Raw genomic sequence first — 25,208 nt, forward strand, 5'->3', positions numbered from 1 at the left:
ATGCTGTACGGCCACGCAACGCACAGGACATCGCATTCCCATGGCACGGACCCGGGTCGGCATCATCTTCGGGGGCAAATCCTCCGAGCACGAGGTTTCACTGCAGTCGGCGAAGAACATCCTCGATGCGCTTGATCGCGAGCGCTTCGAGCCGGTGCTGGTCGGCATCGACAAGCAGGGCCAGTGGCATCTGAACCAGCCGGACACCTTCCTGATCAACGCCGATGATCCGTCGCGCATCGCGCTGCATCGCTCGGGCCAGTCGCTGGCGGTGCGCCCGGGTGCGGAACAGGCACAGCTGCAGCCGTCCGATCCGGCCAGCGCGCTGGGCCAGATCGATGTGGTTCTGCCGATCGTGCATGGGCCGCTGGGCGAAGACGGTGCGCTGCAGGGCCTGCTGCGCATGGCCAACCTGCCCTTCGTCGGCTCGCCGGTACTGGGTTCGGCAGTGGCGATGGACAAGGACGTGACCAAGCGCCTGCTGCGCGACGCTGGCCTGCAGGTGGCACCGTGGCTGTGCATCCGTCGCCACCAGGCGGCAACGGTCGATGTCGATGCGGTGATCGCGCAGCTCGGCCTGCCGCTGTTCGTGAAGCCGGCCAACCAGGGTTCGTCGGTGGGCGTGAGCAAGGTCAAGGACGCAGCGGGCTTCGCCGAGGCACTGGCATTGGCGCTGCGCTACGACCACAAGGTGTTGGTGGAATCGGCGGTGGTCGGCCGCGAGATCGAGTGCGCGGTACTGGGCAACGCGCACCCGCAGGCCAGCCTGTGCGGCGAGGTGGTGGTGCACGACGAGTTCTACGCCTACGACACCAAGTACATCAACGAAACTGGCGCCGAGGTGGTGGTACCTGCGGATATCGATGCCGCAACCCAGGCGCGCATCCAGCAGATCGCACTGCAGGCCTACCAGGCGCTGGAGTGTGCCGGCATGGCGCGCGTGGACGTATTCCTTACTGCCGGCGGCGGGATCGTCATCAACGAGGTCAACACGCTGCCGGGCTTCACCCGCATCAGCATGTACCCGAAATTGTGGGGTGCCAGCGGTGTCGATTACACGACGTTGATTACGCGCCTGATCGAACTGGCACAGGAGCGTCACGAAGCCGATCGCGGATTGCACAGCGCCGTGTAGCGTTGTGATCGCCCGCAGAGCCGAGCATGGCTCGACTCTGCGGAAAGCGATGCCGGCCAGCGGCCGGCACTACCGGCTAGCCGCGCTTGCGGAACATCGAGATCACCGCAAGGATCAGGAACACCACGAACAGGATCCAGGCGATATTCGTTGCGGCGCCGGCAATGCCGGAAAAGCCCAGAACGGCGGCGATGATGGCGATGACAAAGAAAATGATGGCGTAATGCAGCATGGCGCTCCTCGCGGGTGGTCGAGCCTTGGATGGCGTGGGTCCATCCTCCCGATCCTGCGGTGTGCAACCAGTGACGGCGATCTATGCAGCAGATGAAGCCTTCAGCCTGCGCAGCCCTTCTTCGATGCTGACCTGCGGCACATAGCCGAAATCGCGGCGGGCCGGCTCCATGCTGTACCAGTGCGGCGTGCACAGCTGCTCGGCCAGGAAGCGGGTGAGCGGCGGCTCGCCACGCAGGCGCAGCAGCGGCCACAGCCGTTCGCAGACCGCGCCGATGCGATAGGCGGTCTTGAAACTGATCGCCTTGTCCACCGTCGGCGCGCCAACAGCGGCCAGCAGCCGGTTGACCAGTTCGCGCATGGGCAGCGGTTCGCCGTTGGAAATGAAGTAGGCCTTGCCCGCACACGCGGCACCCGGCGCCAATGCCTCGAAAGCGAGGAAATGCGCGAGCGCGGCGTTGTCGATGTAGGTGGTATCGACCTTGTTGTTGCCGTCGCCGACCAAGCGCAGGCGGCCCTGACGTGCACGCTCGGCCAGGCGTGGCACCAGCTGCTGGTCACCCGGGCCCCAGATCAGGCGCGGGCGCAGTGCCACCGTCGCCAGCGATACATCGTTGGCGGCCAGCACGCGCTGTTCGGCGATCGCCTTGGTCGCCGCATACGGTGCCTGGAAGTCCTCACCGTACGGCACCTCGTCAGCCCCCAGGCCTTCCACCGGATGCGTGGCGCGGTGGGTCACGCTGGGCGTTGAGGTGTAGACCAGCCGGTTGATGCCGTGCGCGCGGCATGCCGCAATGACATTGTCGGTGCCGACCACGTTGGCCTGGTGGTAGCTGTCATAGCTGCCCCAGGCGCCGGCCTTGGCGCCATTGTGGAACACCGCATCGACGCCGGCCACCGCGTGCAGCACTGCCTGCGCATCGGCCAGATCGCCGCGGATCTGGCCCACGCCCATGGCCTGCAGTTCCGGGTAGTGGCTGCGGTTGAACGCCAGCACCTGGTGGCCACGTTCGACCAGCCCGCGGCACAGCGCCTGGCCAAGGAAACCACCACCACCGGTGACCAGGATCTTCATGCGCGCTTCTCCAGTTCGGCGCTGGCCCAGACGGCGAGCTTCTCGCGGCCGATCTTGGCGTTGTGACGGATATCGACGGGGAACGCGGGATGCATCAGGAAGTGCTGCAGGCCGGCCTCAGGCGTGCGCGCTGCGGCATGCGCACGCAGCGCTTCCTGCAACGCCGGGCTGTCGCTCTGGCCACGCTGCAGTTCCACGCACAGCACCGGTACCTGCGCACCCGCCGGGCCAACGCCGACCAGTGCCGTGCGTGCCACGCCGGGCACGGTATTGAACACCGGCTCGACCTGTTCGGTGTACAGCGGCCCTTGTGCGGTTTCCACGCGATGGGTCTTGCGCCCGCAGAACCACAGCCGGCCCTGCGCATCGAAGTAGCCCACGTCACCCATGCGATGGACGATGCGGGTGCTGCCATCGGCCAGCGTCTCGCGGATCTTCGCGGCGGCCGTGGCCTGCGGGCGGTTGAAGTAGCTGTCGGTGGCGGTCGGGCCAGCCACCGTGATTTCTCCCACTTCGCCAACCGCCAGCACGCGCGCCTGCGACCAGTCGGCCAGCGGGGCGTCGTCGATGGCGATGATGCGCACCTCGTTGGGGGCCACCACGCTGCCCACGCAGGTGCCGGCGCCGGCCTCGGTGGCCGCGCGGGTACGCTCCAGCTCACGCCCCTCGACCACCGCCACCGGCAGGCACTCGGTGGCGCCGTACGGGGTCCAGAACTGCGCATCGGCGGGCAGCAGGCTGCGGATGGTGGCGACCACGTCCGGCGGCACCGGCGCACCGGCCGAGGTCACCCGGGTCACCGTCGGCAACGGCCGGCCATGCCGGGCCAGCACCCGCATCAATGCCGGCGAGCCGAACAGCTGGGTCACGCCGAAGCGCTGGATGGCATCGTGCAGGCGTGCCGGATCGGCCTGCGCCGGCCGGGTCGGGTCCATGTCCGGGATCACCGAGGTCAGGCCCAGCGCCGGGTCGAACAAGGCAAAGGGCGGGAAGGTCGGCAGGTCCACGCCGCCCGCTTCCATGCCGAACGCGCTGCCCAGCAGCTGGATCTGGCCCACGAAGTGGCGGTGGCGGTAGACCACGCCCTTGGGCACACCGGTGGAGCCGCTGGTGAACAGGATCGCCGCCATGTCCTCGCCATCGGTATCGGCCAGCATCGCCCCGCCCTTGGCGCCGGCGCGCTCCAGCGCAGCCAGGCTGGTACCGCCCCAGCCGAGGCGGCGGCCAACGGTGACCAGGCGGGTCGCCGACGGCGCCCAGCGCAGCGCCAGCCGCGCCACGTGCGCCAACGGAATGCCGATGAAGGCCTGCGGCTGCGCCTCGTCCAGGCACTGTTTCAGCGCGCGCTTGTCGATGCCCGGATCGACCAGCACCGGCACCGCGCCCAGCTTGAACAACGCGAACATCAGCAGGAAGAACTCCGGCGACGGCCGCACCATCACCACCGTGCGCACTCCACGGCCGATCCCATAGCCGGCCAGGCCGGCGGCCATGGCATCACTGCGGGCGTCCAACTGGCGGTAATCCAGGGTGACATCGTAGGCGGCCATGCCGTTGCCGGCGCCCCGGCGGCCCGGGCAGCGGATGGCGATCTGGTCAGGGCGTTCACGCGCCAGTTCAGGCAGGCGCGCGGCAATGTTGCAGGGTCGGTTCATCCGTTCATTGTCGCCGCTTACGGAATTTCTTGCGCGGCGGCCCACTTCGTGGAAAATCCGCACCCTCGTTCCTGATTCCGACTGCCGCCCGAGGCGGCTTGCCCATGCAACATCCCTGCATGACCTGCGGCGCCTGCTGCACCCAATACCGCGTGGCCTTCCACTGGATGGAATCGGACGAGGTCACCCCCGGCGGCGTGCCGCACCAGCTGACCGAGGTGCTGGACCCGCACCGCCTGTGCATGCGCGGCACCCACTCCAAGCCGGTGCGCTGCGTGGCGCTGGACGCGCAGATCGGCGTGTACTCACGCTGCACCATCCACCCCAACCGGCCCAGCGTGTGCCGTGAGGTGGATGCATCGTGGGAGTACGGCAAGGCCAGCCCGCAGTGCGACAAGGCACGCATCGCCTACGGCCTGGACCCGCTGACGCTGGCCGACTGGCGCTGGCGCGATGACGCCGACAATGACGACGATCACCCGGACGACAACGGCAACAGCCCGTCCTCACCGCCGCAGGCACCGGTCGCGGCGTAGTAGTGCCGGCCGCTGGCCGGCAACCTCATGAACCCTTCGGGTGTGCCGACCAACGGTCGGCACCCACCGGAAGAGGAAGGGGTGGGTGCCGACCGTTGGTCGGCACACCGATCAGATCGGGTTCTTGTCCAGAAAAGCGCGGATCTCCGGCACCAGCACTTCGTGCTTGTCTTCCAGCACGTAGTGCCCGGCGTCCTCGAAGGCATGCACCTATGCCGCGTGATTCTCGGCAATTCGCGAAATAGCGCGACGCAAGCTCTCTGAATTTGCGGCAGCTAGATGAGGATTCCAGTTCGATGCAACGAAATTGCAGAGATGCAAGTTGTACCCGTTCCCAGGTTTTGACCTATCGAACGCACCAATCATTTCCTCCCGAATGATTCGCTTTGAGGACCGTGCGGCAAGCGTCAACATCTGAGCTTTAGGATCCCTAATTAGATCAGGCTCTCGAGGAATACGGGCTTCGGAAATGCCTAAGAATTCTGAGAATCCACGCGCGTCGGCTAGGAGCCATGACTCTGCTTCGCTGATTGCGAATCGCATAAGGAAGCGATCAGGCGACCCTGCAGGAAACCAATCACGCAGCATCTCGACCACACATTTTCCGTCCGTGTCCGCGAGGCACAGCACGGGCGCCTGATGCACCAGACCGGCGTACCTTGATACGGCAGCCTTCATCTTGGTAACGCCCTTGGTATTAATAGGCTCCATGATTGGCGAAGCCCCCGTAATCACCTCAAGCAGCTTTTTGCCCAGCGCACACGTAAGAGCATCCTCGCCAATAACATAAAAGGGCATCAGAACATCCCCATCTGCTCTATGCGATCAGGTCGCGTCTTGGGCAGGAGGACTTCTGCCGGATTAAGGCCATGCTCCATAGCCTCCTTCTCCGAATTATCCGCCCCTCTTACAACTGTCCCGTTTACGCCTGGCATGAGCAGCAAAACGGACTCGGGATCACTCACTGCGGCGATCAAATTGTCGCTGTGAGTTGTCACCAAAATTTGCCGCCCCCTCTTCTTACCCGGAAGCGCACGATCGATCATAAGCGGAATATATTCAACGATCGCATCATTTAGCGACAACTCAGGCTCCTCGAGCAGGAGAATACCGTCCCCCTCTTGTAGAGCCCAAAGCAGTCCTATAAGCCTAAGAGTGCCATCTGAAAACTGCTCTTCTCGCTGCCATGCCCCGTTAGTTCTCCAGTGATCGAAACGTGCCTGTAGGTGCGGCGCACCTGTGATGGCATCCTTTTCGAACTGCAACTCCGAAAATTGTGGGACAGCTACTTTGAGTGCACCCGCAATTCGTTTAAGTCTTGCGTCCCTAGTTCTTTGGGGAGTTCTGGCGATTCTCTGCAGAAGCCCCTGACCGAAAGGATCACTCTCTACAACTCGCCCACTAATTTCATCGGCGAATTTCAGAAGCTGGGGAACCAAATGAAGATAAATTACCGATCCAAAGAAATCTGCCAAATCTCTGAATGAGGCATTGTTGTTGATTTGTTCCAGATGGGTCTGCGTCAGTCGCATCGGATCAGCAAGATCCTCCTTCTGGGGACGATTGATTACGATCTTCCCATCGCATGAAACGCGCTCGCGCGTGATGAGAACTCGTTGTGCGCCTTTCCCTTCTGACTTGAAGGCAAGTTCATAGGTCCATCGCTTTGCATCAGCAGCGGCTGACTCCACAACTTCAACTTCAATTCCGACTTCGGGATCTCGTCGGGCATGCAGGCTTCGCAGCTTTGGCATAAAGCCGCGATCCTTCAGTGCCTTCTGGAGACCGCCACCCTCCATCTGAGCGATTGTTCGGAGAAACCGGAAAACATCCAGAAAGTTGGATTTTCCCGCAGCATTGGCGCCAATCAGAAAGGTTCTTGGCTCCAGTGCAACATCTGCCTCTCTGAAGTTCCGCCAGTTCTTGAGCTTTACCTTCGTTACAAGCATGTTTCCTCCCGCAAAGCATTGGAAGATGGATTCGGGTCGCGCAGCTAGCACTGGCATTTGAGAGCACATGGCTGCAGCGCGGACCGAAAATTGCCTCAGCTAATGTAGCAACTCAAGTGAGTGGATGTTTATCCAGGAACGCGCGGATCTCCGGCACCAGCACTTCGTGCTTGTCTTCCAGCACGTAGTGCCCGGCGTCCTCGAAGGCATGCACCTGGGCCTGCGGCAACGCGGCCTGGAAGCCCTTCAGGAAGTGGTGGTCGAACACGAAGTCGCGCAGGCCCCAGCCGAGGAAGGCCGGTCGGTCGGCGAACGACGGCAGCGCCTTGCCGGCACGCTCCAGCAGCGACCAGGCCTTGTCGGCCGGCGACAGCGGGATGTCCTGCATGAAACGGATGGTGCTGATGCGGTTGGCCCAGCTGTTGTACGGCGACACGTAGGCGCGGCGCACGTCGGCCGGCATCTTCCGCTCCACGCCCAGCCACGAGGCACCGGACGAGAACGCGTTGAAGCTGCGGATGATCCACTCGCCGATCTTCCAGTGGCGGCCCAGCGCGATCTGCCACGGCATCTTCTTCGCCGCCGGCATCGGGAACGCGGCGGTGTTGAGCACCACCAGGCGCTTGACCTGGTCGTGGTGCGACAGCGCCCAGCCGAAACCGATCATGCCGCCCCAGTCGTGCACCGCCAGGGTCACCGGGCCGGTGATGCCCAGGTGCGTCAGCAGCGCATCGAGGTCGTCAACGCGCGACTGCAGCGTGTACTCGTAGCGGCTGTCATCGGGCTTGTCCGACAGGCCCATGCCGATGTGGTCCGGCACGATGCAGCGGTATGTGTCCGACAGGCCGGCCACCAGCGTGCGCCAGTAATAGCTCCACGACGGGTTGCCATGCACCATCACCACCACTTCGCCATCGCGCGGGCCTTCGTCGAGATAGTTCATCGACAGGCCGGGGCGAACCTCGAAGCGCTGCGGGTGGGCGGGGTAACCGGGAAGATCGCGCATGCGGAGCACCTAGGGAGAGTCGCGGCGCAATGTGGAGCCGAGCCGATGCTCGGCTGCTCTCCGGTCCGCTGCGGAAGAGCCGCGCTGCGCGCGTGAGCCGAGCATGGCTCGGCTCTACAGGAGGTCGGGCAGCGGGCTGCTTACCAGACCACTTCAGCCATCGAGCAGTTCAGGCCGGAACCAATGCCCAGAAGTGCAATGCGATCGCCCTTCTTCAGCTTGCCCAGCTGCTTGAGCTTGCTCAGCACGATCGGCACCGAGGCCGGGCCGATATTGCCGTGCTCGCCGAAGATGGTCATGACCTTCTTCGGGTCGATGCCGAAGTTCTTGATGAACGCAGCGGTGTGCGGCTGGCTGACCTGGTGGATCACGAACTGGTCCAGCTCTTCCACGGCCCAGCCCAAGGCGATCTTCGCGGCGGTGAAGGTCTTCTGGGCCAGCTTGATGCCTTCGATCAGCAGCAGGCGGGTATCGGTGACCATGCGGTCCAGATTGCCCAGGCACAGCTGGTTCCACTCGGTGGCCGAACGGGTCACGCCACCCTTGTAGCGGGGTGCATCCGGCACCAGTTCCGAGCGCGCCATCACCATCGCGGCGGCGCCCGAACCGGTGGTCAGGGCGGCCAGCTCGTTGCGGAAGTCGTCGGCGGTGACGTCCGGGGCGGTCATGCGCTCCAGGGTCTTCTCGTACACCAGGTTGGCGGTCTCGCCATCCACCACCAGCGCGTAGTCGATGTCGCCACGCTCGATCATGCGCGCCGCGATATCCATGCCGTTGATGAAGGCCAGGCAGGCATTGGCGACGTCGAAGGTCATGCACTCGTCGCTGACGCCGAGGTTGCCCGACACGATCGAGGCGGTGGACGGCTCCAGGTAGTCGCGGCTGACCGAGGTGTTGACCAGCAGGCCGACCTGCGTCGCATCGATGCCTGCGTCTTCCAGCGCCTTGCGGCCGGCCATGGTGGCGGCATCGGACGCCAGCACGCCGTTGTCCCACAGGCGGCGGGCATGGATGCCGGCGATATCGCCGAGCACGTCGGTGCGGATACCGAGGCGATCCAACGTCGGCTGCAGCCGCTCGTTGATTTCCTTGGTCGTCAGCGTATGCGGCGCATCAACGTGTGCCAGGCCGGCGATCGAGACATTCTTGAAGAGCATCGAGGTTAGCGCCAAGGCTCAGGCAAAAGGGGGCGCTATTCTATAACCCCCGGGGCCTTCACCGCATCTTTACGAATTCAGGCTTGGCCGTATGGTGAAGCGTTCAGCGCGGCGGGCACTGGAACGCGGCGAACCGCTGGCTGCCATCGGCGGGCGCGGCGGCGGCCTGTACGGCGTTGGCGCCAGCACTCGGGGCCTCGTTGCGGGCCAGGGTTTCCAGCTCTTCCTGCACGCGCAGCGGGTTGCGGTTGTAGAAGCCGACCTTGCTCTTCACGGTGACCACCACCTCGCCCTTGGCGATGCAGCCGGCCGGAACCGGACCTGCCGGCAACACGCGGGTCGCCTTGCCGGCCGGTTCGATCGGCACCCAGGTACAGGCAGTGACGGTGAGCAGCAGAGAGGAAAGCAGCAGAACGCGCATGGGCAGATCCTGGAAGGGTATGGGGCGATTCTGCCTGAACAGCCTGAATCGGGGGTAGCCGGGGCCGGGGTCAGAGCCCCCTGCGGGGGATCCGACCCCAGGTCGGCAGAGGGGTCGGATCCCCCGCAGGGGGCTCCGACGCCTTAAGGGTTTGCCGGCCAGTGGCCGGCACTACCGGGGGAGCCGGCCCGCCACAGGCGGGCCGGGGTCGTGCCTTATTTCTTGACCGGGTTGCCCTCGGCGTCGATCACCGTCACCTCGCCCAGGTTCAGCGCGCGCACGGCCGCTTCGGTCTGCTTGAGATCGCCCACCACCACCCAGGTCAGGGCCTGCGGCTTGATCTCGGCAGCAGCCTGCTGCACCTGCGCCGGGGTCATCGCTTCGATCTCGGCCTTGCGACGCAGCACATAGTCGTCCGGGCGCTTGAACTGCACGATCGAACCGATGGTCGCGGCCACGGCACTGGCGGTCTCGTAGGCACCGGGCAGGCTGAGGGTCTGGATGTTGCGGATGCGGTTGACTTCGGCAGCGGTGGCCGGCTTGCTGCCGTCGGCGAATGCGGCGATCTCCTTGCGCATTTCCGCCAGTGCCGGGCCGGTCTTGTCGATCTGCACCGGCGCACTGGCCATCCACGGGCGCTGGCCCACCGAACTGGTCGCGCTGCTGCGCGCGCCGTACGACCAGTGCTTGTCCTCGCGCAGGTTCATGTTCAGGCGCGAGGTGAAGTCGCCGCCGATCACGCCGTTGGCAATGTCGAAGCGGGTCGAACTGGCGGCGCTGGACGGCGCCACCACCTGGCCGGCGAACAGGTTGGCCTGCACCGCACCCGGCTGGTCGATCAGGAACACGCGCGGGCCCTTCGGCAGCGCGACATCGGTGGCCGCCTTCACCTGCGGCGCCTCGCCGGTCGCCTTCCAGTCGCCCAGCTGCTTGTCCAGCAGCGGCACGATCTCGGCCAGGGTGGTGTCACCGACCACGATCAGGGTGCCATTCTGCGGGCGCAGCCAGTCGTGGTGGAAATCAACCAGATCTTCGCGGGTCAGGCCGTTGATCGCCGCCTCGTCGCCGCTGCCGGTGAACGGGATGGCGTACGGGTGGCCCTTGCCGTACAGCAGCGGCGGCAGCACGCGCATGGCCACTGCACCCGGGTTCACCTTCTCCTGCTGGATGCCGGCGATCCAGGTCGCCTTGACCCGGTCGATCTCGCCCTGCTCGAAACGCGGTTCGCGCAGCAGGTCGCGGTACAACGCCAGCGACGGTGCCAGGTTTTCCTTCAGCGCCGACAGGTCCACGCTCATCGAGTCCAGGCCGGCCGAGGCATCCAGGCTGGCGCCCAGTGCGTCGGCGGCGTCGGCGAAGGCCAGCGAACCGAGCTTGCCGGCGCCTTCGGTCATCAGGCTCATGGTGAAGTTGGCGGTGCCGGGCTTGCGACCCTGGTCGGCGCTGAAGCCGCCCGGGAACTGGTAGCTGAACTGCACCACCGGAATCTCGTGGCGTTCGGCCAGGATCACCTGGGTGCCGTTCTTCAGCGTGGTGCGCTGCAGTGCCGGGAACTTCAGCTGCGGGAACTCGCGGGTCTGCGGCACGCCGGCCTTGCGGTCCACCTGTTCCGGCAGGGTGCTGTACTTCGGGTCCACCGCCGGCACGGTGAACGGCTTCGGCGTCTGGCTCGGTTCTTCCTTCAGCGCCACGCGCTCACCCGGTGCGATCACCAGGGTGTGGCTGCCCTTGTCCAGCCACTGTGCGCCCAGGCGGCTCAGATCGGCGGCACTGGCCTTCTCGATGTTGGCCAGCGAGGTGCGGAAGCAACCCGGGTCGCCGGTGAACACCGCGCACTCGGCCAGCGCATCGGCCTTGCCGCCGAAGCCACCGATGCGCTCGATGCCACGGATGAAGCCGGCACGGGCGCCGGTCTTGGCGCGCTCCAGCTCGGCCGCGGTCGGGCCCTGCTTGATCAGGCGGTCCAGTTCCTCGTCGATGATCTTCTCGACCTTGGCCGGGTCCTGGCCCTGCTTGACGGTCGCCACGATCACGAAGTTGGAGCCCAGCTGCGAGGTCGACAGGCCCGAGCCGATGCTGTCCACCAGCTTGTCCTGGTGCTGCAGGCGCTGGCTCAGGCGTGAGGACTTGGCGCCGCCCAGCACTTCGGAGAACAGCTGCAACTGGTCGATGTCGGCGGTGCCGACCTGCGGCACGTTCCAGGCGCGGTAGATGCGCGCCTGCGGCACCTTGTCGGTCATCGTCTCGCGGGTATCGGCACTGCGCTTGGCCACGTTCACCGCCGGCTGCGCCATGGTCGGGCCAGCGGGGATGCTGCCGAAGTACCTGGCGACCTTCTCCTTGGCGGTGGCCAGATCGATGTCGCCGGCCAGCACCAGCACCGCGTTGTTCGGGCCATACCAGGTGCGGAACCAGGTCTTCACGTCATCCAGCGAGGCCGCGTTGAGATCGTTCATCGAGCCGATCACGCCGTGGTGGTACGGGTGGCCAACCGGATACAGCGCCTTGTTGATCTGGTCCCAGGCCTGGCCGTAGGGCTGGTTCTCGCCCTGGCGCTTCTCGTTCTGCACCACGCCGCGCTGCTCGTCCAGCGCAGCCTGGTCGATCGCACCGACCAGATGGCCCATGCGGTCCGACTCCATCCACAGCGCCATGTCCAGCGCGGTGGTCGGCACGTTCTCGAAGTAGTTGGTGCGGTCGGTGTTGGTGGTGCCGTTCTGGTTGGTGGCACCGACCTGCTTGAACGGTTCGAAGAATTCGCCGTCGTGGTTCTCGCTGCCCTGGAACATCAGGTGCTCGAACAGGTGCGCGAAGCCGGTGCGGCCGGCCGGCTCATCCTTGCTGCCCACGTGGTACCAGACGTTGACCGCGACGATCGGCGCCTTGCGATCGGTATGCACGATCACGCGCAGGCCGTTGGGCAGGGTGAACTGCTCGTACGGGATATCGACCTTGGCCGGTGCCGTCGGCCTGGCGGCAAGCGCGGAGGTGGGCGCAAGCGTGCCCAGGGCGGTGCTGAGGGCGACGGCCAGCAATGCGGCGCGCGGGCGAAGGGCGAGAGACATATCCGGATCCTTGGTCACATAGGTGAACCCCGATCCTAGCCTGCGCAGGCAACGGCAGGAATCGGTCGCCAGTCACTGGGGGTGTTTGCCCTGAAGGCCATCCGGCCCGGCCCCAGCCGGGGGGCGTGAACCGTCACATGTGCCGGCTGAAGGCGTCCGGACAGTGTCCGCGGCACATCGAATGGACAGGTGTCCGCCCACCGGACACTTTTCGATTGATAAAAAACCCTTGTAAATCAATAAATAAAATTTGGCACGGGGATTGCTTGGCCCTTCCTGCGCCAGGAAGGGCTTCAGACGCAAGCTGACTGAAGACTGAACAAATGCAGGAAATCGAAAATTCTTCTTGCATCCCCAGAATTGGTGTACTACCTTACTACAACACCACTGATCACCAACACTAAACAGGCCCCGTCATGAACGCCAAGACCATTGCCATCGCCATCGCCCTGATCGCCGGCACCGCGGTTGTTTCGTCGGTGCAGGCCTCTGAATCCATCAAGACCCTGTCCACCGTGCAGGTTCGCCCGGCCGCCGACCAGCTGGCCCAGCAGGCCTGGGAACAGGCCAGCGGCATCCCGACCCTGGCCACCGTGGAAGTGCGCCCGAGCGCCGACCAGCTGGCCGAGCGCAGCGGCTACGTCGCCGCCCCGGTCGCCGCCGCGATGCCGATCACCACCCTGGCCTCGGTGGAAGTGCGCCCGAGCCTGGAACAGCGCGTCGCCCTGGCCGCCGAACTGGAAGCCCAGCGCTACGCCGCCACCCTGGCTGCCGCTGCCACCAGCGTCGCCAACCAGGTGATCGTCAACCTGCCGGCCCTGCAGGTGCGTCCGAGCGCTGCAGACCTGCAGGCCCTGGCCACCGAAACCGCCCAGGTCCTGCTGCGCCCGTAAGCGGTGCCGCCCTGCCCAGCGCAGGGCGTGCGCCGTAGAGGCGGCCGCCGTCGCAGGTACACTGCGCCGATGAATGCCGCGCCCCCGTTCCACGTAATCCTGTTCCAACCGGAAATCCCGCCCAACACGGGCAATGTGATCCGGCTCTGCGCCAACACCGGCGCGCAGCTGCACCTGGTCGAGCCGCTCGGCTTCGCACTGGAAGACAAGCAGCTCAAGCGCGCCGGCCTGGACTACCACGAGTACTCGCGCCTGCAGGTGCACCCCGACCTGGACACCGCGCTGGCGCGGATCGCACCGAAGCGGTTGTTCGCCCTGAGTACGCGTGCCAGCGTCCGCTACGACAGCGTGGCGTTCGAAGATGGCGATGCCTTCCTGTTCGGCCCGGAAAGCCGTGGCCTGCCGCAGGACGTGCTCGATGCGCTGCCGGATGGCCGCCGCCTGCGCCTGCCGATGCGGCCGGGCAACCGCAGCCTCAATCTTTCCAACACCGTTGCCGTGGTGATGTACGAGGCGTGGCGGCAGCACGGGTTTGCCGGCGGCGCGTAAACCGCTCCGGGGTGGCTGTGGATCGCTGCTGGTGGGTGTGACCTGCTTCTGGTGGGTGCGGACCTTGGTCCGCACTGTTCCCCGGTCGCGTGCCGAAGGAGTGTGCCAACCAAGGTTGGCACCTACCAAAGACAGGTCAAGGCGGCTGCAGAAACTTCTGGAAAGATGTGCCAACCAAGGTTGGCACCCACCGGAACCAGGTTTCAGAACGCGTTGATGCCGGTCAGTTCGCGGCCGATCACCAGCTGGTGCACGGTCTCGGTGCCTTCATAGGTGATCACCGATTCCAGGTTCAGTGCATGCCGGATCGCCACGTGTTCGGTGGTGATGCCGGCCCCACCCAGCAGATCGCGACATTCGCGGGCGATGTCGATCGCCATGCGGCAGTTGTTCCATTTGGCCAGGCTGACCTGCTGCGGCTGCAGCTGCCCGGCTTCCTTCAGGCGGCCCAGCTGCAGCGCCAGCAGCTGCGCGGTGGTGATGCGGCGGGCCATTTCGGCCAGCTTGATCTGCGCGCTCTGGGTGGCCGCCAGCGGGCGGCCGAACAGCACGCGCTCCTTGGCATAGCCCAGCGCTTCATCCAGGCAGGCAACGGCGGCACCGATCGGGCCCCAGCTGATGCCGTAACGGGCCTGGGTCAGGCAGCCCAGCGGCCCCTTCAGGCCCTTCACGTTCGGCAGGCGATGGCTGTCGGGCACGCGCACGTCATCGAAGAACAGCGCACCGGTCAGCGACGCGCGCAGGCTCATCTTGTGCTTGATCTCCTGCGTGGTGAAGCCGGCCATGCCCTTCTCCAGCACGAAGCCCTGGATGCCGTCCTCGGTCTGCGCCCAGACGATGGCCAGGTCGGCCACCGGGCCGCTGGTGATCCACATCTTGCTGCCGCTGATGCGCCAGTCGCTGCCGTCGCGCACCGCGCGGGTCTTCATGCTGGCCGGGTCGGACCCACCGTGCGCCTCGGTCAGGCCGAAGCAGCCGATCAGTTCGCCGCGCGCCATCGCCGGCAGCCACTGCTGGCGCTGTTCCTCGCTGCCGTAGGCATAGATCGGGTACATGCACAGCGAGCTCTGCACCGAGACGAAGCTGCGCAGGCCCGAATCGCCGCGCTCCAGCTCCTGGCAGATCAAGCCATAGCTGACCGCACCCAGATCACCGCCGCCGTATTCGGCCGGCAGGGTGGCGCCCAGCAGGCCCAGCGAGGCGATCTCCGGCACCAGTTCAGAGGGGAAACGGGCCTGGTCGAAGGCATCGCCGATGATCGGCAGCACGCGCTCGTTGGTGAAGCGGGCGACGCTCTCCTGCACCGCGCGCTCTTCCTCATTGAGCAGGGAACGGACATCGAACAGATCGTACGGATGCAAAGCCATGGCACTCACGCGCAGTCAGGACCCGGCCATTGTCGGTCATCCGGGCAGAGCGTGCCGACCAGGGTCGGCACCCACCCGGGCCGCAGCCTTACGCTGCACCGCAGCAATCGTGACGTGAACATCGGCGATCTAGCTCGATCACGCGCGGCCCGGTACCCTGACACATTCAAACAACCGTTTCGCTCGTGGCTGCACGCGCGATTCCCAGGCACCGCCGGTGGCCCCGATGCCGGCCCTACCCACGAGTCATGCAATCGATGAGCGCTGAAGCCAACGCCCTGCCCCCGCGTGAAGTAATGGAATTCGACGTGGTGATCGTCGGCGCCGGCCCCGCCGGCCTGGCCACCGCGATCCGCCTGCGCCAGCGCGCGATCGAAGCCGGCCGCGAGTTGTCGGTGTGCGTGCTGGAGAAGGGGTCCGAACCAGGCGCGCACGTGCTGTCTGGTGCGGTGATGGATCCGCGCGCGCTGACCGAGCTGTTCCCGGACTGGGCCGAGCGCGGCGCACCGCTGAAGCAGAAGGTCACCCGTGACGAATTCCTGTTCCTCAGCGAAACCGGCGCGCGCAGCACGCCCAACGCGCTGCTGCCGGAGTGCTTCCACAACGAAGGCAACTACATCATCAGCCTGGGCGAAGTGACCCGCTGGCTGGCGCAGCAGGCCGAGGCGCTGGAAGTGGCGATCTTCCCCGGCTTCGCCGCAGCCGAGGTGCTGTACGGCGACAACGGTGAAGTGATCGGCGTGGCCACCGGCGACATGGGTATCGAGAAGGATGGCAGCATCGGCCCGGCGTTCGAGCGCGGCATGGCGCTGCAGGCGAAATACACGATCTTCGCCGAAGGCGCGCGCGGCCATCTCGGCCGCCAGTTGATCGCGCGTTACACGCTGGACGAAGGCAAGGACCCGCAGGCCTACGGCATCGGCATCAAGGAGCTGTGGCAGATCGACCCGTCCCGGCATGAGCCGGGTCTGGTGGTTCACGCCGCCGGCTGGCCGCTGGACAGCGACACCTACGGCGGCGCGTTCCTGTACCACGCCGACGGCGGCAAGGTCGCCATCGGCTACGTGGTCGGCCTGGACTACAGGAACCCGTGGCTGAGCCCATTCGAAGAGTTCCAGCGCTTCAAGACCCATCCGTCCATCCGCAAGCATCTGGAAGGCGGTACCCGCATCGGTTACGGCGCGCGTGCGATCACCGCCGGTGGCCTGCTGTCGCTGCCGAAGACGGTGTTCCCGGGCGGTGCACTGGTCGGCTGCGAGGCCGGCTACCTCAACGCCAGCCGCATCAAGGGCAGCCATGCCGCGATCAAGACCGGCATGCTGTGCGCCGACGCCGCGTTCGACGCGCTGGCCGCCGACCGCCAGCACGATGAACTGAGCGCCTACCCGAAGGCGTTCGAAGCCAGCTGGCTGTTCACCGAACTGCAGCAGGCCAAGAACTTCAAGCAGTGGTTCAAGAAGGGCCAGACCGTGGCCACGCTGATGACCGGCGTCGAGCAGTGGCTGCTGCCGAAGCTGGGCGTGCGCAACCCGCCGTGGACCCTGCACCGCACGCAGCCGGATCATGCCTGCCTGGAACCGGCCGCCAAGCACACCCGCATCGCCTACCCGAAGCCGGATGGGGTGCTGACCTTCGACCGCCTCAGCTCGGTGTTCCTGAGCAGCACCAACCACGACGAGAACCAGCCCAGCCACCTGACGCTGAAGGACCCCAGCATTCCGGTGAAGGTGAACCTGGCCGAGTACGCAGGCCCGGAAGCCCGCTATTGCCCGGCCGGTGTGTACGAGTTCGTTGGCGAAGCCGACAACGCGCGCCTGCAGATCAACGCGCAGAACTGCGTGCACTGCAAGACCTGCGACATCAAGGATCCGACCCAGAACATCGTCTGGGTGACCCCGCAGGGCGGCGGCGGCCCGAACTACTCGGGCATGTGATCGCCCCGGGCTGCGACCGTGTGTCGCAGCCCGACCGCTCCACCGCACCGCTATCCTGCCCACCCATGCGTGCCTGCCGCCTGCTCACCGCCGTTGCCGTGGCCCTGCTTGCCACGGCCTGCCAGCGCCCGCCCGCGGTGCCGGCCACGCCCGAACAGGCCCGGCAGCAGGCCATGCAGCGCGCGTTCGAACTGTGTGCCGGCTGCCACACCGTGCAGCCCGGTGGCATCCACCGCTTCGGACCCAACCTGCACGGCGTGATCGGCCGCCGCGCCGGCAGCCTGCCCGACTATGGGTATTCCGACGGCATGCGCCGCGCCGACATCACCTGGACCGCACAGACGCTGGATACCTTCCTGCAGTCACCCACGCACCTGGTGCCGGGCACCCGCATGTACAACGCCTTCCCCAGCGCAGAACGCCGCGCCCTGGTGATCGCCTACCTGCAGCAGCAGTCGGCTCAGTGAGCCAGGCGCTGCAGTTGTTGCTGCAGCCGCGCCACGAACGTCGTTACGGTGGCGAACAACGGCGCCGTATCGGCCTCTGCCGCATCCTGCAGGCGCTCGACCAGGGCATTGGCCTGCTGGGCCAGTGCCGTGGCCCCGATCGCCCCGAGCCCGCCGGCCTGGCGATGCAGGTGCAGCGCCGCAGCCTGGCGGTCGCCAGCCTGCACGGCGCGCTGCACGGCGGCCAGGTCACCCTCGCTGGCCTGCAACAGGCTGTCGCGCAGCTGCTCGGCCACCACGCGCGAGCCGAAGCGCTGCTGCAGGGTGGCCAGATCAGGCAATGCTTCACCGTCGTCGGCGGCAACCTCCGGCACCGGCACCTCGAACGACTGGCCCTGGGCCTGCGGCAGCCAGCGCAGCAGCGCCGCACGCAGCGTGGCCAGCGACAGCGGCTTGGCCAGTACCTCGTCCATGCCGGCCTCGCGGCAGCGGCGCGCATCGTCGTCCAGCACGCTGGCGGTCAGCGCCAGCACCGTCAGCCGCGGCTGGCCGGTACGGCCCTCGCGTTCGCGCAGCAGGCGGGTGAAGCCAAATCCATCGAGTACCGGCATGCGGCAGTCGGTGATCACCAGGTCGAAGCTCTCCGACGACAGGCGATCCAGCGCCTGCTGGCCATCGCCCAGCAGCACATGGGGCACGCCCAGCTGCTGCAGCCGCCACGCCATCATCGCCTGGTTGGTCGGGTGGTCCTCGATCACCAGCACCCGCGCCTGGCGCAGCGCGGCGGGCAGCAGCGCGGACTGGTCCTGCTCGGCCAGCAGTGCCGCCGCGTCCTCGCTGCCGGCCTCCACCAGCGATACCCGCACTTCGGCGCGGGTTCCTTCGCCCAGCGTGCTGTGCAGGGTCAATTCGCCCTGCATCATCTGCACCAGTCGCTGGCAGATGCTCAAGCCCAGGCCAGTGCCGCCGTGGTCACGCTGGATGTAGGCACCGGCCTGCGTAAAGGGCGCGAACAGGTGCTGCAGTTGTTCCGGTGCGATGCCGATGCCGGTGTCGGTAACGCTCAGGCACAGCGGTTGCACGCCGTCTTCGCTGGTCGGCCCCAGCACCTCCAGCTGCAGGCGCACCTCGCCCTGTGCGGTGAACTTGATGGCATTGCTGAGCAGGTTGAACACGATCTGGCGCAGCCGCACGCCGTCCACTTCGTGGGCCGGCGCCAGCTCGGGATCGATCTGCACGTGCAGCGCCAGGCCACGCGCGCTGGCCTGGGCCGACAGCAGGCGGCACACGCTCTCCAGCAGGGGCCGCAGCGGTTGCGGCACCGGTTCCAGGCGCAACGCCCCTGCTTCCAGCCGCGAGTAATCGAGGATGTCATCGAGGATCTGCCGCAGCATCTGGGCCGAATCCTCGATAACGCCGAGGATGCGCTGCTGTTCGCTGTCCAGCGGTGAGTGCGCCAGCACCTCCAGCATCCCCAGCACGCCACTCATCGGCGTGCGGATCTCATGGCTCATCGTGGCCAGGAAGCGCGATTTGGCCTCGGCGGCCTGCTCGGCGTCCGCCTTCGCCGCCGCCAGGGCATCGGCCTGCATCCGCGCTTCGCTCACGTCCACCCAGTAACCGCTCCAGATCACCGCGCCCTCTTCGGCGGCATAGGGGTGGGCCTGGCTGCGCACCCAGCGCACGCCCTCCCCATCGCTGCGCAGGCGGAACTCCAGGATCAATGGGGCGAACTGGCGCGCGGCCTGCTCGATGGAGTGCAGGATGTGCGCGCGGTCCTCTTCCTCGATGCGTTCCAGCAACACCCTCGCATCCTGTTCGGCCTGCTGCCGTGTAATGCCGAACAACGCAGGCAGGTCACCGGCGATGAACGGGAAGCTGAGCGCGCCATCGGCGCCGCGACGCGCCTGATAGACCACTGCAGGCAGGTTGTCGGTCACCTCGGCCAGACGCTGCTCCAGCTGGCGACGTCCTGCCACCTCGCGGCGCAGCCGCCAATGGCCGACGCCATGTACCAGCAGCGCGGTCAGCAGCACCAGCAGCACCGGCACGCCCCACCGCAGCACCTTGTTCCAGTCGACACCGTTGCGGTACTCCACCCCCAGCCAGGCATTGCGCAGGGCCTCGCGCTTGCGTGGGGTCATCTGCAGCAGCAGGCGATCGAAGGTGGTAGCCAGTGCCGCGTGGCGGCGGTCCACAGCCAGCACCAGCTGGTCGTTGAAGCCGGCCGGTGCCGCCACCTGCAGCCGCCCCGGGAAACGGCTGCGCAGCAGGTGATCGACCACGGCAAGGTTGCCGATGTACGCATCGGCGTCGCCAGCGAGCAGGCGCTGCAGCGACTGTTCGGCGCTGCGTGCAGCGATGATCCGCGCCTGCGGTGCCTGCTGCAGCACGTAGCCGCGCACACGCTCCGGGTCGGACAGCAGCACGCGCTTGCCCTGCAGGTCAGCCAGGCCCAGCAGCGACTCGCCATCGCTCCTGACCACAATCACGTTCGGCACGCTGATGAAGGGCTGGCTGAACACCCAGTCCGGGCCCAGGTACCGTGAATCGACAGGAATGCCCATCACCGCCTGCAGCTCACCGCGGCGGGCCTTCTCGCGCACCTCATACCAGTCGTGGCTGTCCTCGACCTGCAGGTTGGCACCGGCCTGCATCAGGCGCTGCAGGTATTCGCTGGCCAGCCCGCTGGGCCGGCCATCCTCGCCGGTGAACGACAGTGGCGCGGCATTCGGGGCGAAACCGATCTTCAACGGCTGCTCCAGCACGCGCTTCTCGGCCTGGCTCAGCGCCAGCTGCGCCGATGCCGACCAGTGCGGCGGTGGCAGCCATCGTTGTGCGAGGGCATCACGCTGGGCCTGGCTGGTGGCCGCCAGCGCCAGGTCCAGGGCTTCAGCCAGGGGTTGCTTGCTGTTGGGAATGCCGAAGTGCAGCCGTTCAGGGGGCAGGTCGCTGGGCCGCAACAGCGCCACGCCCTGCAGGCGCCGGCTGGCAATCAGCTCGGTGGCGACAAAGGCATTGCCGATGTAGACGTCGGCCTTGTCGTCTCTGACCATCTGCAATGCGCTCAACGTGTCGTTTACGACAAGCTGGCGGGCACGCGGGAATCGGGCGCGCACCTGCGGACCGGTCAGGAAATCCTGCTCGATCACCACCCGCAGACCCTCCAGGTCGGGCATGTCGGAGGCACGCAGGTCGTCCGGCCGGCCCACCAGGGCCAGCGGCGCTTCGCTGTAGGCCGCGGTATAGACCATGCAGCGGGTGCGGTCGGCACTGAGGCCGACATTCATCACCACGTCGATCTCGCCACGACATGCCGCATCCAGCACGGATGTCCAGTCCGGATAGCGGCGCGCCTCGACCTTCATGCCGAGCTGGCGTGCAAGATGCGACAGGTAGTCCGGTCCCAGACCGACCTGCTGGCCGTCACGGAGGGACTCGAAGGGCGGCCAACCGCTGTCATACTGCCCGACAACGATGGTCGGATGCGCCACCAGGTATTCGCGCTGCAACGGGCTGAGCGGCAGCAGCCCAGGGGCCGGCTGTGCCTGGGCCACGGGCAGGGCCAGCACCGCCAGCAGCAGGAGCAGCCCGCGAACAGCCCACCTACGCATCTGCGTCGATCTCCTAGAATCCTGCCAGGGACCGCGATGGTCGCGGCCCGGCGTGCCCGATGGCCATACTAGAGCATGAGCTTGCGCATCATCATCGCAGACGATCACCCGGTGGTCCGCATCGGTACCCGCGCCGTCATCGAGTCGAGCGGCGTGGGCCGCGTGGTCGGCGAGGCCGACAGCGCGCAGGCGCTGATGACCCTGCTCGCCAGCCAGCCCTGTGACCTGCTGGTCACCGACTACTCCATGCCGGGCAGCCCGCAGGCCGATGGCTTCGCCATGATCGGCATGATCCGCCGCCGGCATCCGGACCTGCCGGTGCTGATGCTCAGCGTCTCCAGCAACCTGGCGATCCTGCGCATGGTGCTCGACAGTGGCGTGCTCGGTCTGGTCGACAAGAGTTCGTCAATGGACGAGCTGCCGCAGGCCATCCAGTCGGTGTACCGCGGCCAGCCCTACATCAGCCGCAGCCTGCGCGAGCGGGTGGACGCGGCCGGCAGCTGGCGCATGCGCGAGGGCGACGGCAAGCCGTTGTCACCACGCGAAGTGGAGGTGCTGCGACTGCTCGGCACCGGCATGACGGTGAAGGAGATTTCGCTGCAGCTGCACAAGAGCGTCAGCACCATCAGCCGGCAGAAGGGCGACGCCATGCTCAAGCTGGGGCTGAAGGGCGACGCCGAATTGTTCGACTACCTGCGTGACGGCAAGATCTGAGACGCACTTCACATCACAGACCCGGCTGCCGCCCCCCCTCTTTGACGGCCTGCGGATCTGTGCCAAGATGGGCAGGCATGAGTTCTCAATGCGAGGTCGAAGGAATCGACCGGCTCATGTCCTCGCTCCCGTCCGTGGTGGATGGGGTGCGGCTTCCTGCCGGCCGTCTGGCCCGGCAACGCTGACCATGGAGAGGCGCATGCAGTCCCCCCCTGAGCTACGTTGGACCCTGCCGTTGCGGCCCCTGCGCGCATTCGCGGCATGCCTGCTCGTCTCTCTTTCCGCTGCCGCCTGCAGCGCCGCCGATCCGGCCCCCTCGTCCTCCCGGCCTGCGCCTGCGCAGGCTGCCAAAGCGCCCCGACAGGATGTTGCCCCGATGCAGAACCCCTCCCCCGATGCCGCCGTCACCCCGCCCGACGCGCCGACCGTGATGTATTTCATCTACCAGGTGGATGGCGACGGTGCGACGTCCTATGAGGTCCAGAACGGCAGCGTGGCGACCTTCTGGTTCGGCCACCGCTTCACCCTGGACGGCACCACCTACTACACCGGCTTTTCCTGGGACACCCGCGAGCATTACGGCAAGCCGGGCGAACAGCAGCCGGCCGGCCCCGACGACCGCGCCAATCTGGCCGAGGCCACCTTCGTACTGGCCGGCGGCGACGCGAAGAAGCCGTGGAAGTTCCGTGGCCAGGAATGGACCATCGGTGCGCTCGGCGCCTACGACAAGGCCGACGACGTCGATACCCGGCGCAAGCCGATCGAACACCGCACCGCCGACGGCCGCCTGCTGCTGGCGGTGCCGACCAGCAGCTTCGACCGCGGCATCAGCAGCAGCGGCTACGCCCTGCTGCTGTTCAACCCCAAGCGCAGCGAGGACGACCTGGACAGCAAGGTCTGGCGCTACGTCGGCTCGGTGCGCACCGGCGAAGACAACAGCGCGGCCTGCGACGACGGCAACGTGATGCCGTGCACCGACAGCGATGGCGAACTGGCCTTCGTGGCCGATGGCAACGGCCTGCCGCAGCTGACCGTGACCTTCAAGGGCACCACCATCGAAGCCCCGGGCAAGACCCGCGCGCTGGGTGCCGGCGACACCGTGCACTACCGCTTCGACAGCAAGGCCCAGCAGTACATCGCGCCCTGATTTCCATCCGCCGCAGGCGGGTTACCTGTTGACCGACATGTTCTTGACTCACGGATGAGTCCGGTTGGCGATTCGCGGCATCGGCCGCTCCATCAACCCCGAGGAAAACGTCATGGCACAGCATGACTACAGCAAAAAGGAAGTCCTGGACATCGTCGAGCAGGTCGCCCGGCAGAAGGGCATCCCGGTCGATGACTTCATGCGCTTCGCGCACATCGAGACCGGCGGCACCTTCAACGAGCGCGCCCACAACACCTCGACCGGCGCCAAAGGCCTGTTCCAGTTCGTGCCCGGCTCGGCCCGCCAATACCACCTGACCGGCCACGAATTCGACCCGACCCGCAACACCGAAGCCGCCGCGCAGATGTACCAGGACAACCTGGACTCGATGGCGCGCCGCAATGAGCGCACCGGCCACCCGTACCTGTCCGGCGGCGACACGCCGACCGGCCTGGACCTGTACCTGGCCCACCAGCAGGGCAGCGCCGGCTATGGCTCGGTGCAGACCGCGATCGCCACCGGCACCTTCGGCGTGGTCCGCAACGGCCATGGCGAAGAGATCAACATGCGCCGCAACGTGCTCAACCAGATCGGGTCCGATGCCAAGGCGCTGACCGGCCACACCCTGGCCGAAATGCGTGGCATGAACGACGGCGACCTGGCGCGGACCTTCTCCAGCTACTACATCCACAAGTACGCAGCGATCAGCATCCCGGAAAAGCACATCACGCCGCAGACCGTGGCACCGGGCCAGGCCCAGGCTCCAGGCACACCTGCGCAGACCGCCGCAGTGGGTGCCGCTGCGGCCACGCTGGCGGCGACCGCAACGGCTCCTGCTGCGCCGAAGCCGGGCATCGAACTGCACGCCGCGTACGACGCTGGCGTGAAGTACGACGATGTGAAGTACGCCATCAACATCCCGGGCCACGCGCTGTACGTGCCGGGCAAGACCGGCAAGAACGTGGACCAGGGCTACATCGATTGCTCCGGCTGGGTCGGCACCCTGCAGAACCGGACCATGGACGAGATCAACCAGAAGGCCGGGCACGCTGTCTTCAGCAAGGCCGACCGCATCGACCTGGGCAACCTCGGTTCCGGCGGCATCGTGCACAAGGCCGTCGAACAGTCCGGCGTGCTGCTCGAGCGCGACGCCATCCTCAAGCCCGGTGCGCTGAAGGAAGGCATGGTCATCGGCCTGGATACGGCCAGGACCCGCCACGAGCACTGGAATGGCATCGACCACATCGTGATGGTGGTGCGCGACCCGAACACCGACAAGCTGCTGATCAGCCAGTCCACCGGCAGCAAGGGCGTGCACACCATGCCGGTGGAGGATTACCTCAAGCAGGTGAAGGACCACCCGCACTGGAAGCTGTTCGCGTCGGACCCGTTGTCCAAGGCGCGCGACCTGCTGGAAAGCCGCACCCAATCGCATGAGCAGACCCAGGGCAAGCCTGCGGCCGAACACAAGGCCGCTGCCGCCCCGCACGCCGAGCTGTACAAGCCGGGCGCGCACAGCGAGGGCGTGCGCAAGGTGCAGGAGCAGCTGGGCCACCTCGGCTATGCCGGGGCCGACGGCAAGCCGCTGGCCGAGGACGGCCGCTTCGGCCGCAATACCGAAGCGGCGGTACGCCAGCTGCAGAAGGACAACGGGCTGGTTGCCGACGGCATCGTCGGTGCGAAGACGCTGGATGCGATCAAGGAGGCCCGCGAGCGCCCGCTGCTGAACGACGAGCGGCACCCGCGCAATCCGATGTACCTGCAGGCCACCGAAGGCCTGGAACGGATGCCGGCGGGCACCTTCAAGGACCGTCACGCGCTGGAAAGCGCCGCAGCGGCCCTGACCAGGGAGGCGCATGCCGCCGGCCTGCAGCGCATCGACGCGGTGGTGCCCAGCCCGAACGGTGAGCGCCTGTTCGCCGTGCAGGGCACGGTCGGTGACCCGGCGGCCAGCCGCGTTGCGGTGGAAACCCGCACCGCCAGCGAGCAGAGCATGGCGCTCAGCAGCGGCGCGGTGCAGGGCGCGCCGAACGTGCTGCACCAGCAGCAGGACGCGCAGCAGGAACAGACCCGCCAGGCGCAGAAGGCCATGGGCGTCTGAGCCCGCAGCGCCTTGCAGACCGGGAGGGGCCGCGCCATGCGCGGCCCTTTCCCTTTCTGCCAGCTGAGCGGTAAAAGCCACTTTCAGCCTTGCTTCATGCCGCCTGCCGCTAGATGAATGCGCAAGCCGCCCGGTAGGCCAGGCAATGTTCCGGCAATGTTGGAACGCCAGCGTGGTCTCCACGGCAGCCGGGGCGCCCCGCGCCCTCCCTGC

At 66.6% G+C, this 25,208-nt stretch carries 19 protein-coding genes and 1 pseudogene; 9 read left to right on the forward strand and 11 right to left on the reverse strand.

Translation table 11 applies throughout. From position 1 onward, the window contains the following. Positions 1-40 precede the first annotated feature (40 nt). Positions 41-1,135, forward strand: coding sequence for a D-alanine--D-alanine ligase (gene ddlA / locus AC5P8R_RS14680; protein WP_169412482.1), 1,095 nt, complete (start codon positions 41-43; stop codon positions 1,133-1,135). Positions 1,136-1,211: 76 nt separating this feature from the next. Here the strand turns inward: ddlA and AC5P8R_RS14685 are convergent, their stop codons facing one another. From AC5P8R_RS14685 to oleC, 3 genes are all read right to left on the reverse strand, one after another. Continuing rightward, complete coding sequence (locus AC5P8R_RS14685; RefSeq protein WP_005407633.1) at positions 1,212-1,367, reverse strand: DUF1328 domain-containing protein; 156 nt, start codon at positions 1,365-1,367, stop codon at positions 1,212-1,214. An 81-nt stretch (positions 1,368-1,448) separates the two neighbouring features. After that, complete coding sequence (oleD, locus tag AC5P8R_RS14690; protein WP_014645546.1) at positions 1,449-2,441, reverse strand: 2-alkyl-3-oxoalkanoate reductase; 993 nt, start codon at positions 2,439-2,441, stop codon at positions 1,449-1,451. Continuing rightward, positions 2,438-4,096 (reverse strand): olefin beta-lactone synthetase, encoded by a 1,659-nt coding sequence (oleC, locus tag AC5P8R_RS14695; protein WP_041862955.1) that lies wholly within the window; start codon positions 4,094-4,096, stop codon positions 2,438-2,440. Before oleC ends, oleD begins: the two co-directional genes overlap by 4 nt. Positions 4,097-4,200: 104 nt before the next feature. Between oleC and AC5P8R_RS14700 the strand changes: the two genes are divergently transcribed. Then, positions 4,201-4,632, forward strand: a complete 432-nt coding sequence (locus AC5P8R_RS14700; protein WP_029380125.1) for a YkgJ family cysteine cluster protein — start codon at positions 4,201-4,203, stop codon at positions 4,630-4,632. A 111-nt stretch (positions 4,633-4,743) separates the two neighbouring features. Here the strand turns inward: AC5P8R_RS14700 and AC5P8R_RS14705 are convergent. From AC5P8R_RS14705 to AC5P8R_RS14730, 6 genes and pseudogenes are all read right to left on the reverse strand, one after another. Further along, positions 4,744-4,842: pseudogene (locus AC5P8R_RS14705) on the reverse strand (alpha/beta fold hydrolase); the annotation flags it as partial. Between the two features lie 587 nt (positions 4,843-5,429). Continuing rightward, positions 5,430-6,581 carry an AAA family ATPase gene (locus AC5P8R_RS14710; RefSeq protein ID WP_329767082.1) on the reverse strand — a complete coding sequence of 384 codons (1,152 nt, stop codon included), beginning with the start codon at positions 6,579-6,581 and terminating at the stop codon, positions 5,430-5,432. 112 nt (positions 6,582-6,693) lie between these two features. Beyond that, positions 6,694-7,587 carry an alpha/beta fold hydrolase gene (locus AC5P8R_RS14715; protein ID WP_495223577.1) on the reverse strand — a complete coding sequence of 298 codons (894 nt, stop codon included), beginning with the start codon at positions 7,585-7,587 and terminating at the stop codon, positions 6,694-6,696. Between the two features lie 140 nt (positions 7,588-7,727). Then, positions 7,728-8,744 (reverse strand): 3-oxoacyl-ACP synthase III, encoded by a 1,017-nt coding sequence (locus AC5P8R_RS14720; protein WP_014035559.1) that lies wholly within the window; start codon positions 8,742-8,744, stop codon positions 7,728-7,730. A gap of 103 nt (positions 8,745-8,847) precedes the next feature. Beyond that, positions 8,848-9,165 carry a DUF4156 domain-containing protein gene (locus tag AC5P8R_RS14725; protein WP_005407628.1) on the reverse strand — a complete coding sequence of 106 codons (318 nt, stop codon included), beginning with the start codon at positions 9,163-9,165 and terminating at the stop codon, positions 8,848-8,850. Between the two features lie 215 nt (positions 9,166-9,380). Beyond that, entirely contained in the window at positions 9,381-12,230 is a 2,850-nt protein-coding gene (locus AC5P8R_RS14730) for a M16 family metallopeptidase (RefSeq protein ID WP_495223578.1), read from the reverse strand. A gap of 416 nt (positions 12,231-12,646) precedes the next feature. Here AC5P8R_RS14730 and AC5P8R_RS14735 point away from each other — a divergent pair, with 416 nt between their 5' ends. Together AC5P8R_RS14735 and AC5P8R_RS14740 are read left to right on the forward strand one after the other, a co-directional pair. Continuing rightward, positions 12,647-13,123: an XAC0231 family protein gene (locus AC5P8R_RS14735; protein ID WP_005407626.1), complete on the forward strand. Its 477-nt coding sequence runs from the start codon at positions 12,647-12,649 to the stop codon at positions 13,121-13,123. 69 nt (positions 13,124-13,192) lie between these two features. Next, the gene (locus AC5P8R_RS14740; protein ID WP_049441773.1) at positions 13,193-13,672 is read left to right on the forward strand and encodes a tRNA (cytidine(34)-2'-O)-methyltransferase; all 480 of its coding nucleotides are present in this window, start codon (positions 13,193-13,195) and stop codon (positions 13,670-13,672) included. Positions 13,673-13,875: 203 nt separating this feature from the next. Here AC5P8R_RS14740 and AC5P8R_RS14745 read toward each other — a convergent pair whose 3' ends face one another. Beyond that, entirely contained in the window at positions 13,876-15,039 is a 1,164-nt protein-coding gene (locus tag AC5P8R_RS14745) for an acyl-CoA dehydrogenase family protein (RefSeq protein ID WP_046427898.1), read from the reverse strand. Between the two features lie 257 nt (positions 15,040-15,296). Here AC5P8R_RS14745 and AC5P8R_RS14750 point away from each other — a divergent pair, with 257 nt between their 5' ends. Both AC5P8R_RS14750 and AC5P8R_RS14755 read left to right on the forward strand, forming a co-directional pair. Further along, the gene (locus AC5P8R_RS14750; protein ID WP_041862952.1) at positions 15,297-16,973 is read left to right on the forward strand and encodes an electron transfer flavoprotein-ubiquinone oxidoreductase; all 1,677 of its coding nucleotides are present in this window, start codon (positions 15,297-15,299) and stop codon (positions 16,971-16,973) included. A 65-nt stretch (positions 16,974-17,038) separates the two neighbouring features. Further along, positions 17,039-17,440 carry a c-type cytochrome gene (locus AC5P8R_RS14755; protein WP_014645538.1) on the forward strand — a complete coding sequence of 134 codons (402 nt, stop codon included), beginning with the start codon at positions 17,039-17,041 and terminating at the stop codon, positions 17,438-17,440. On the opposite strand, the gene AC5P8R_RS14760 is transcribed toward AC5P8R_RS14755, so the two are convergent. Next, the gene (locus tag AC5P8R_RS14760; protein ID WP_262087925.1) at positions 17,434-21,033 is read right to left on the reverse strand and encodes an ATP-binding protein; all 3,600 of its coding nucleotides are present in this window, start codon (positions 21,031-21,033) and stop codon (positions 17,434-17,436) included. The two genes, AC5P8R_RS14755 and AC5P8R_RS14760, sit on opposite strands and share 7 nt — an antisense overlap. Before the next feature lie 75 nt (positions 21,034-21,108). On the opposite strand from AC5P8R_RS14760, the gene AC5P8R_RS14765 reads away from it, so the two are divergent. From AC5P8R_RS14765 to AC5P8R_RS14775, 3 genes are all read left to right on the forward strand, one after another. Continuing rightward, positions 21,109-21,747, forward strand: coding sequence for a response regulator (locus AC5P8R_RS14765; protein ID WP_495223579.1), 639 nt, complete (start codon positions 21,109-21,111; stop codon positions 21,745-21,747). 376 nt (positions 21,748-22,123) lie between these two features. Next, a complete protein-coding gene (locus AC5P8R_RS14770) occupies positions 22,124-22,894 on the forward strand; it encodes a hypothetical protein (protein ID WP_014645535.1) in 771 nt (256 codons plus the stop codon). A gap of 112 nt (positions 22,895-23,006) precedes the next feature. After that, on the forward strand, positions 23,007-24,995 hold the full coding sequence (locus AC5P8R_RS14775) for an XVIPCD domain-containing protein (RefSeq protein ID WP_495223580.1): 1,989 nt from the start codon (positions 23,007-23,009) through the stop codon (positions 24,993-24,995). The last annotated feature ends 213 nt before the right edge of the window (positions 24,996-25,208 follow it).

Source organism: Stenotrophomonas sp. YJH_SMC_73, from assembly GCF_059370155.1.

What these genes read in the sequence shown, in the direction of transcription:
- oleC (WP_041862955.1), bottom strand. Translation starts at nt 4,096, where the DNA reads ATGAACCGACCCTGCAACATTGCCGCGCGCCTGCCTGAACTGGCGCGT.
- AC5P8R_RS14720 (WP_014035559.1), bottom strand. Translation starts at nt 8,744, where the DNA reads ATGCTCTTCAAGAATGTCTCGATCGCCGGCCTGGCACACGTTGATGCG.
- AC5P8R_RS14775 (WP_495223580.1), top strand. Translation starts at nt 23,007, where the DNA reads ATGGCACAGCATGACTACAGCAAAAAGGAAGTCCTGGACATCGTCGAG.
- AC5P8R_RS14710 (WP_329767082.1), bottom strand. Translation starts at nt 6,581, where the DNA reads ATGCTTGTAACGAAGGTAAAGCTCAAGAACTGGCGGAACTTCAGAGAG.
- AC5P8R_RS14760 (WP_262087925.1), bottom strand. Translation starts at nt 21,033, where the DNA reads ATGCGTAGGTGGGCTGTTCGCGGGCTGCTCCTGCTGCTGGCGGTGCTG.
- AC5P8R_RS14750 (WP_041862952.1), top strand. Translation starts at nt 15,297, where the DNA reads ATGAGCGCTGAAGCCAACGCCCTGCCCCCGCGTGAAGTAATGGAATTC.
- AC5P8R_RS14725 (WP_005407628.1), bottom strand. Translation starts at nt 9,165, where the DNA reads ATGCGCGTTCTGCTGCTTTCCTCTCTGCTGCTCACCGTCACTGCCTGT.
- AC5P8R_RS14700 (WP_029380125.1), top strand. Translation starts at nt 4,201, where the DNA reads ATGCAACATCCCTGCATGACCTGCGGCGCCTGCTGCACCCAATACCGC.
- AC5P8R_RS14685 (WP_005407633.1), bottom strand. Translation starts at nt 1,367, where the DNA reads ATGCTGCATTACGCCATCATTTTCTTTGTCATCGCCATCATCGCCGCC.
- oleD (WP_014645546.1), bottom strand. Translation starts at nt 2,441, where the DNA reads ATGAAGATCCTGGTCACCGGTGGTGGTGGTTTCCTTGGCCAGGCGCTG.
- ddlA (WP_169412482.1), top strand. Translation starts at nt 41, where the DNA reads ATGGCACGGACCCGGGTCGGCATCATCTTCGGGGGCAAATCCTCCGAG.
- AC5P8R_RS14730 (WP_495223578.1), bottom strand. Translation starts at nt 12,230, where the DNA reads ATGTCTCTCGCCCTTCGCCCGCGCGCCGCATTGCTGGCCGTCGCCCTC.
- AC5P8R_RS14745 (WP_046427898.1), bottom strand. Translation starts at nt 15,039, where the DNA reads ATGGCTTTGCATCCGTACGATCTGTTCGATGTCCGTTCCCTGCTCAAT.
- AC5P8R_RS14735 (WP_005407626.1), top strand. Translation starts at nt 12,647, where the DNA reads ATGAACGCCAAGACCATTGCCATCGCCATCGCCCTGATCGCCGGCACC.
- AC5P8R_RS14770 (WP_014645535.1), top strand. Translation starts at nt 22,124, where the DNA reads ATGCAGAACCCCTCCCCCGATGCCGCCGTCACCCCGCCCGACGCGCCG.
- AC5P8R_RS14740 (WP_049441773.1), top strand. Translation starts at nt 13,193, where the DNA reads ATGAATGCCGCGCCCCCGTTCCACGTAATCCTGTTCCAACCGGAAATC.
- AC5P8R_RS14755 (WP_014645538.1), top strand. Translation starts at nt 17,039, where the DNA reads ATGCGTGCCTGCCGCCTGCTCACCGCCGTTGCCGTGGCCCTGCTTGCC.
- AC5P8R_RS14765 (WP_495223579.1), top strand. Translation starts at nt 21,109, where the DNA reads ATGAGCTTGCGCATCATCATCGCAGACGATCACCCGGTGGTCCGCATC.
- AC5P8R_RS14715 (WP_495223577.1), bottom strand. Translation starts at nt 7,587, where the DNA reads ATGCGCGATCTTCCCGGTTACCCCGCCCACCCGCAGCGCTTCGAGGTT.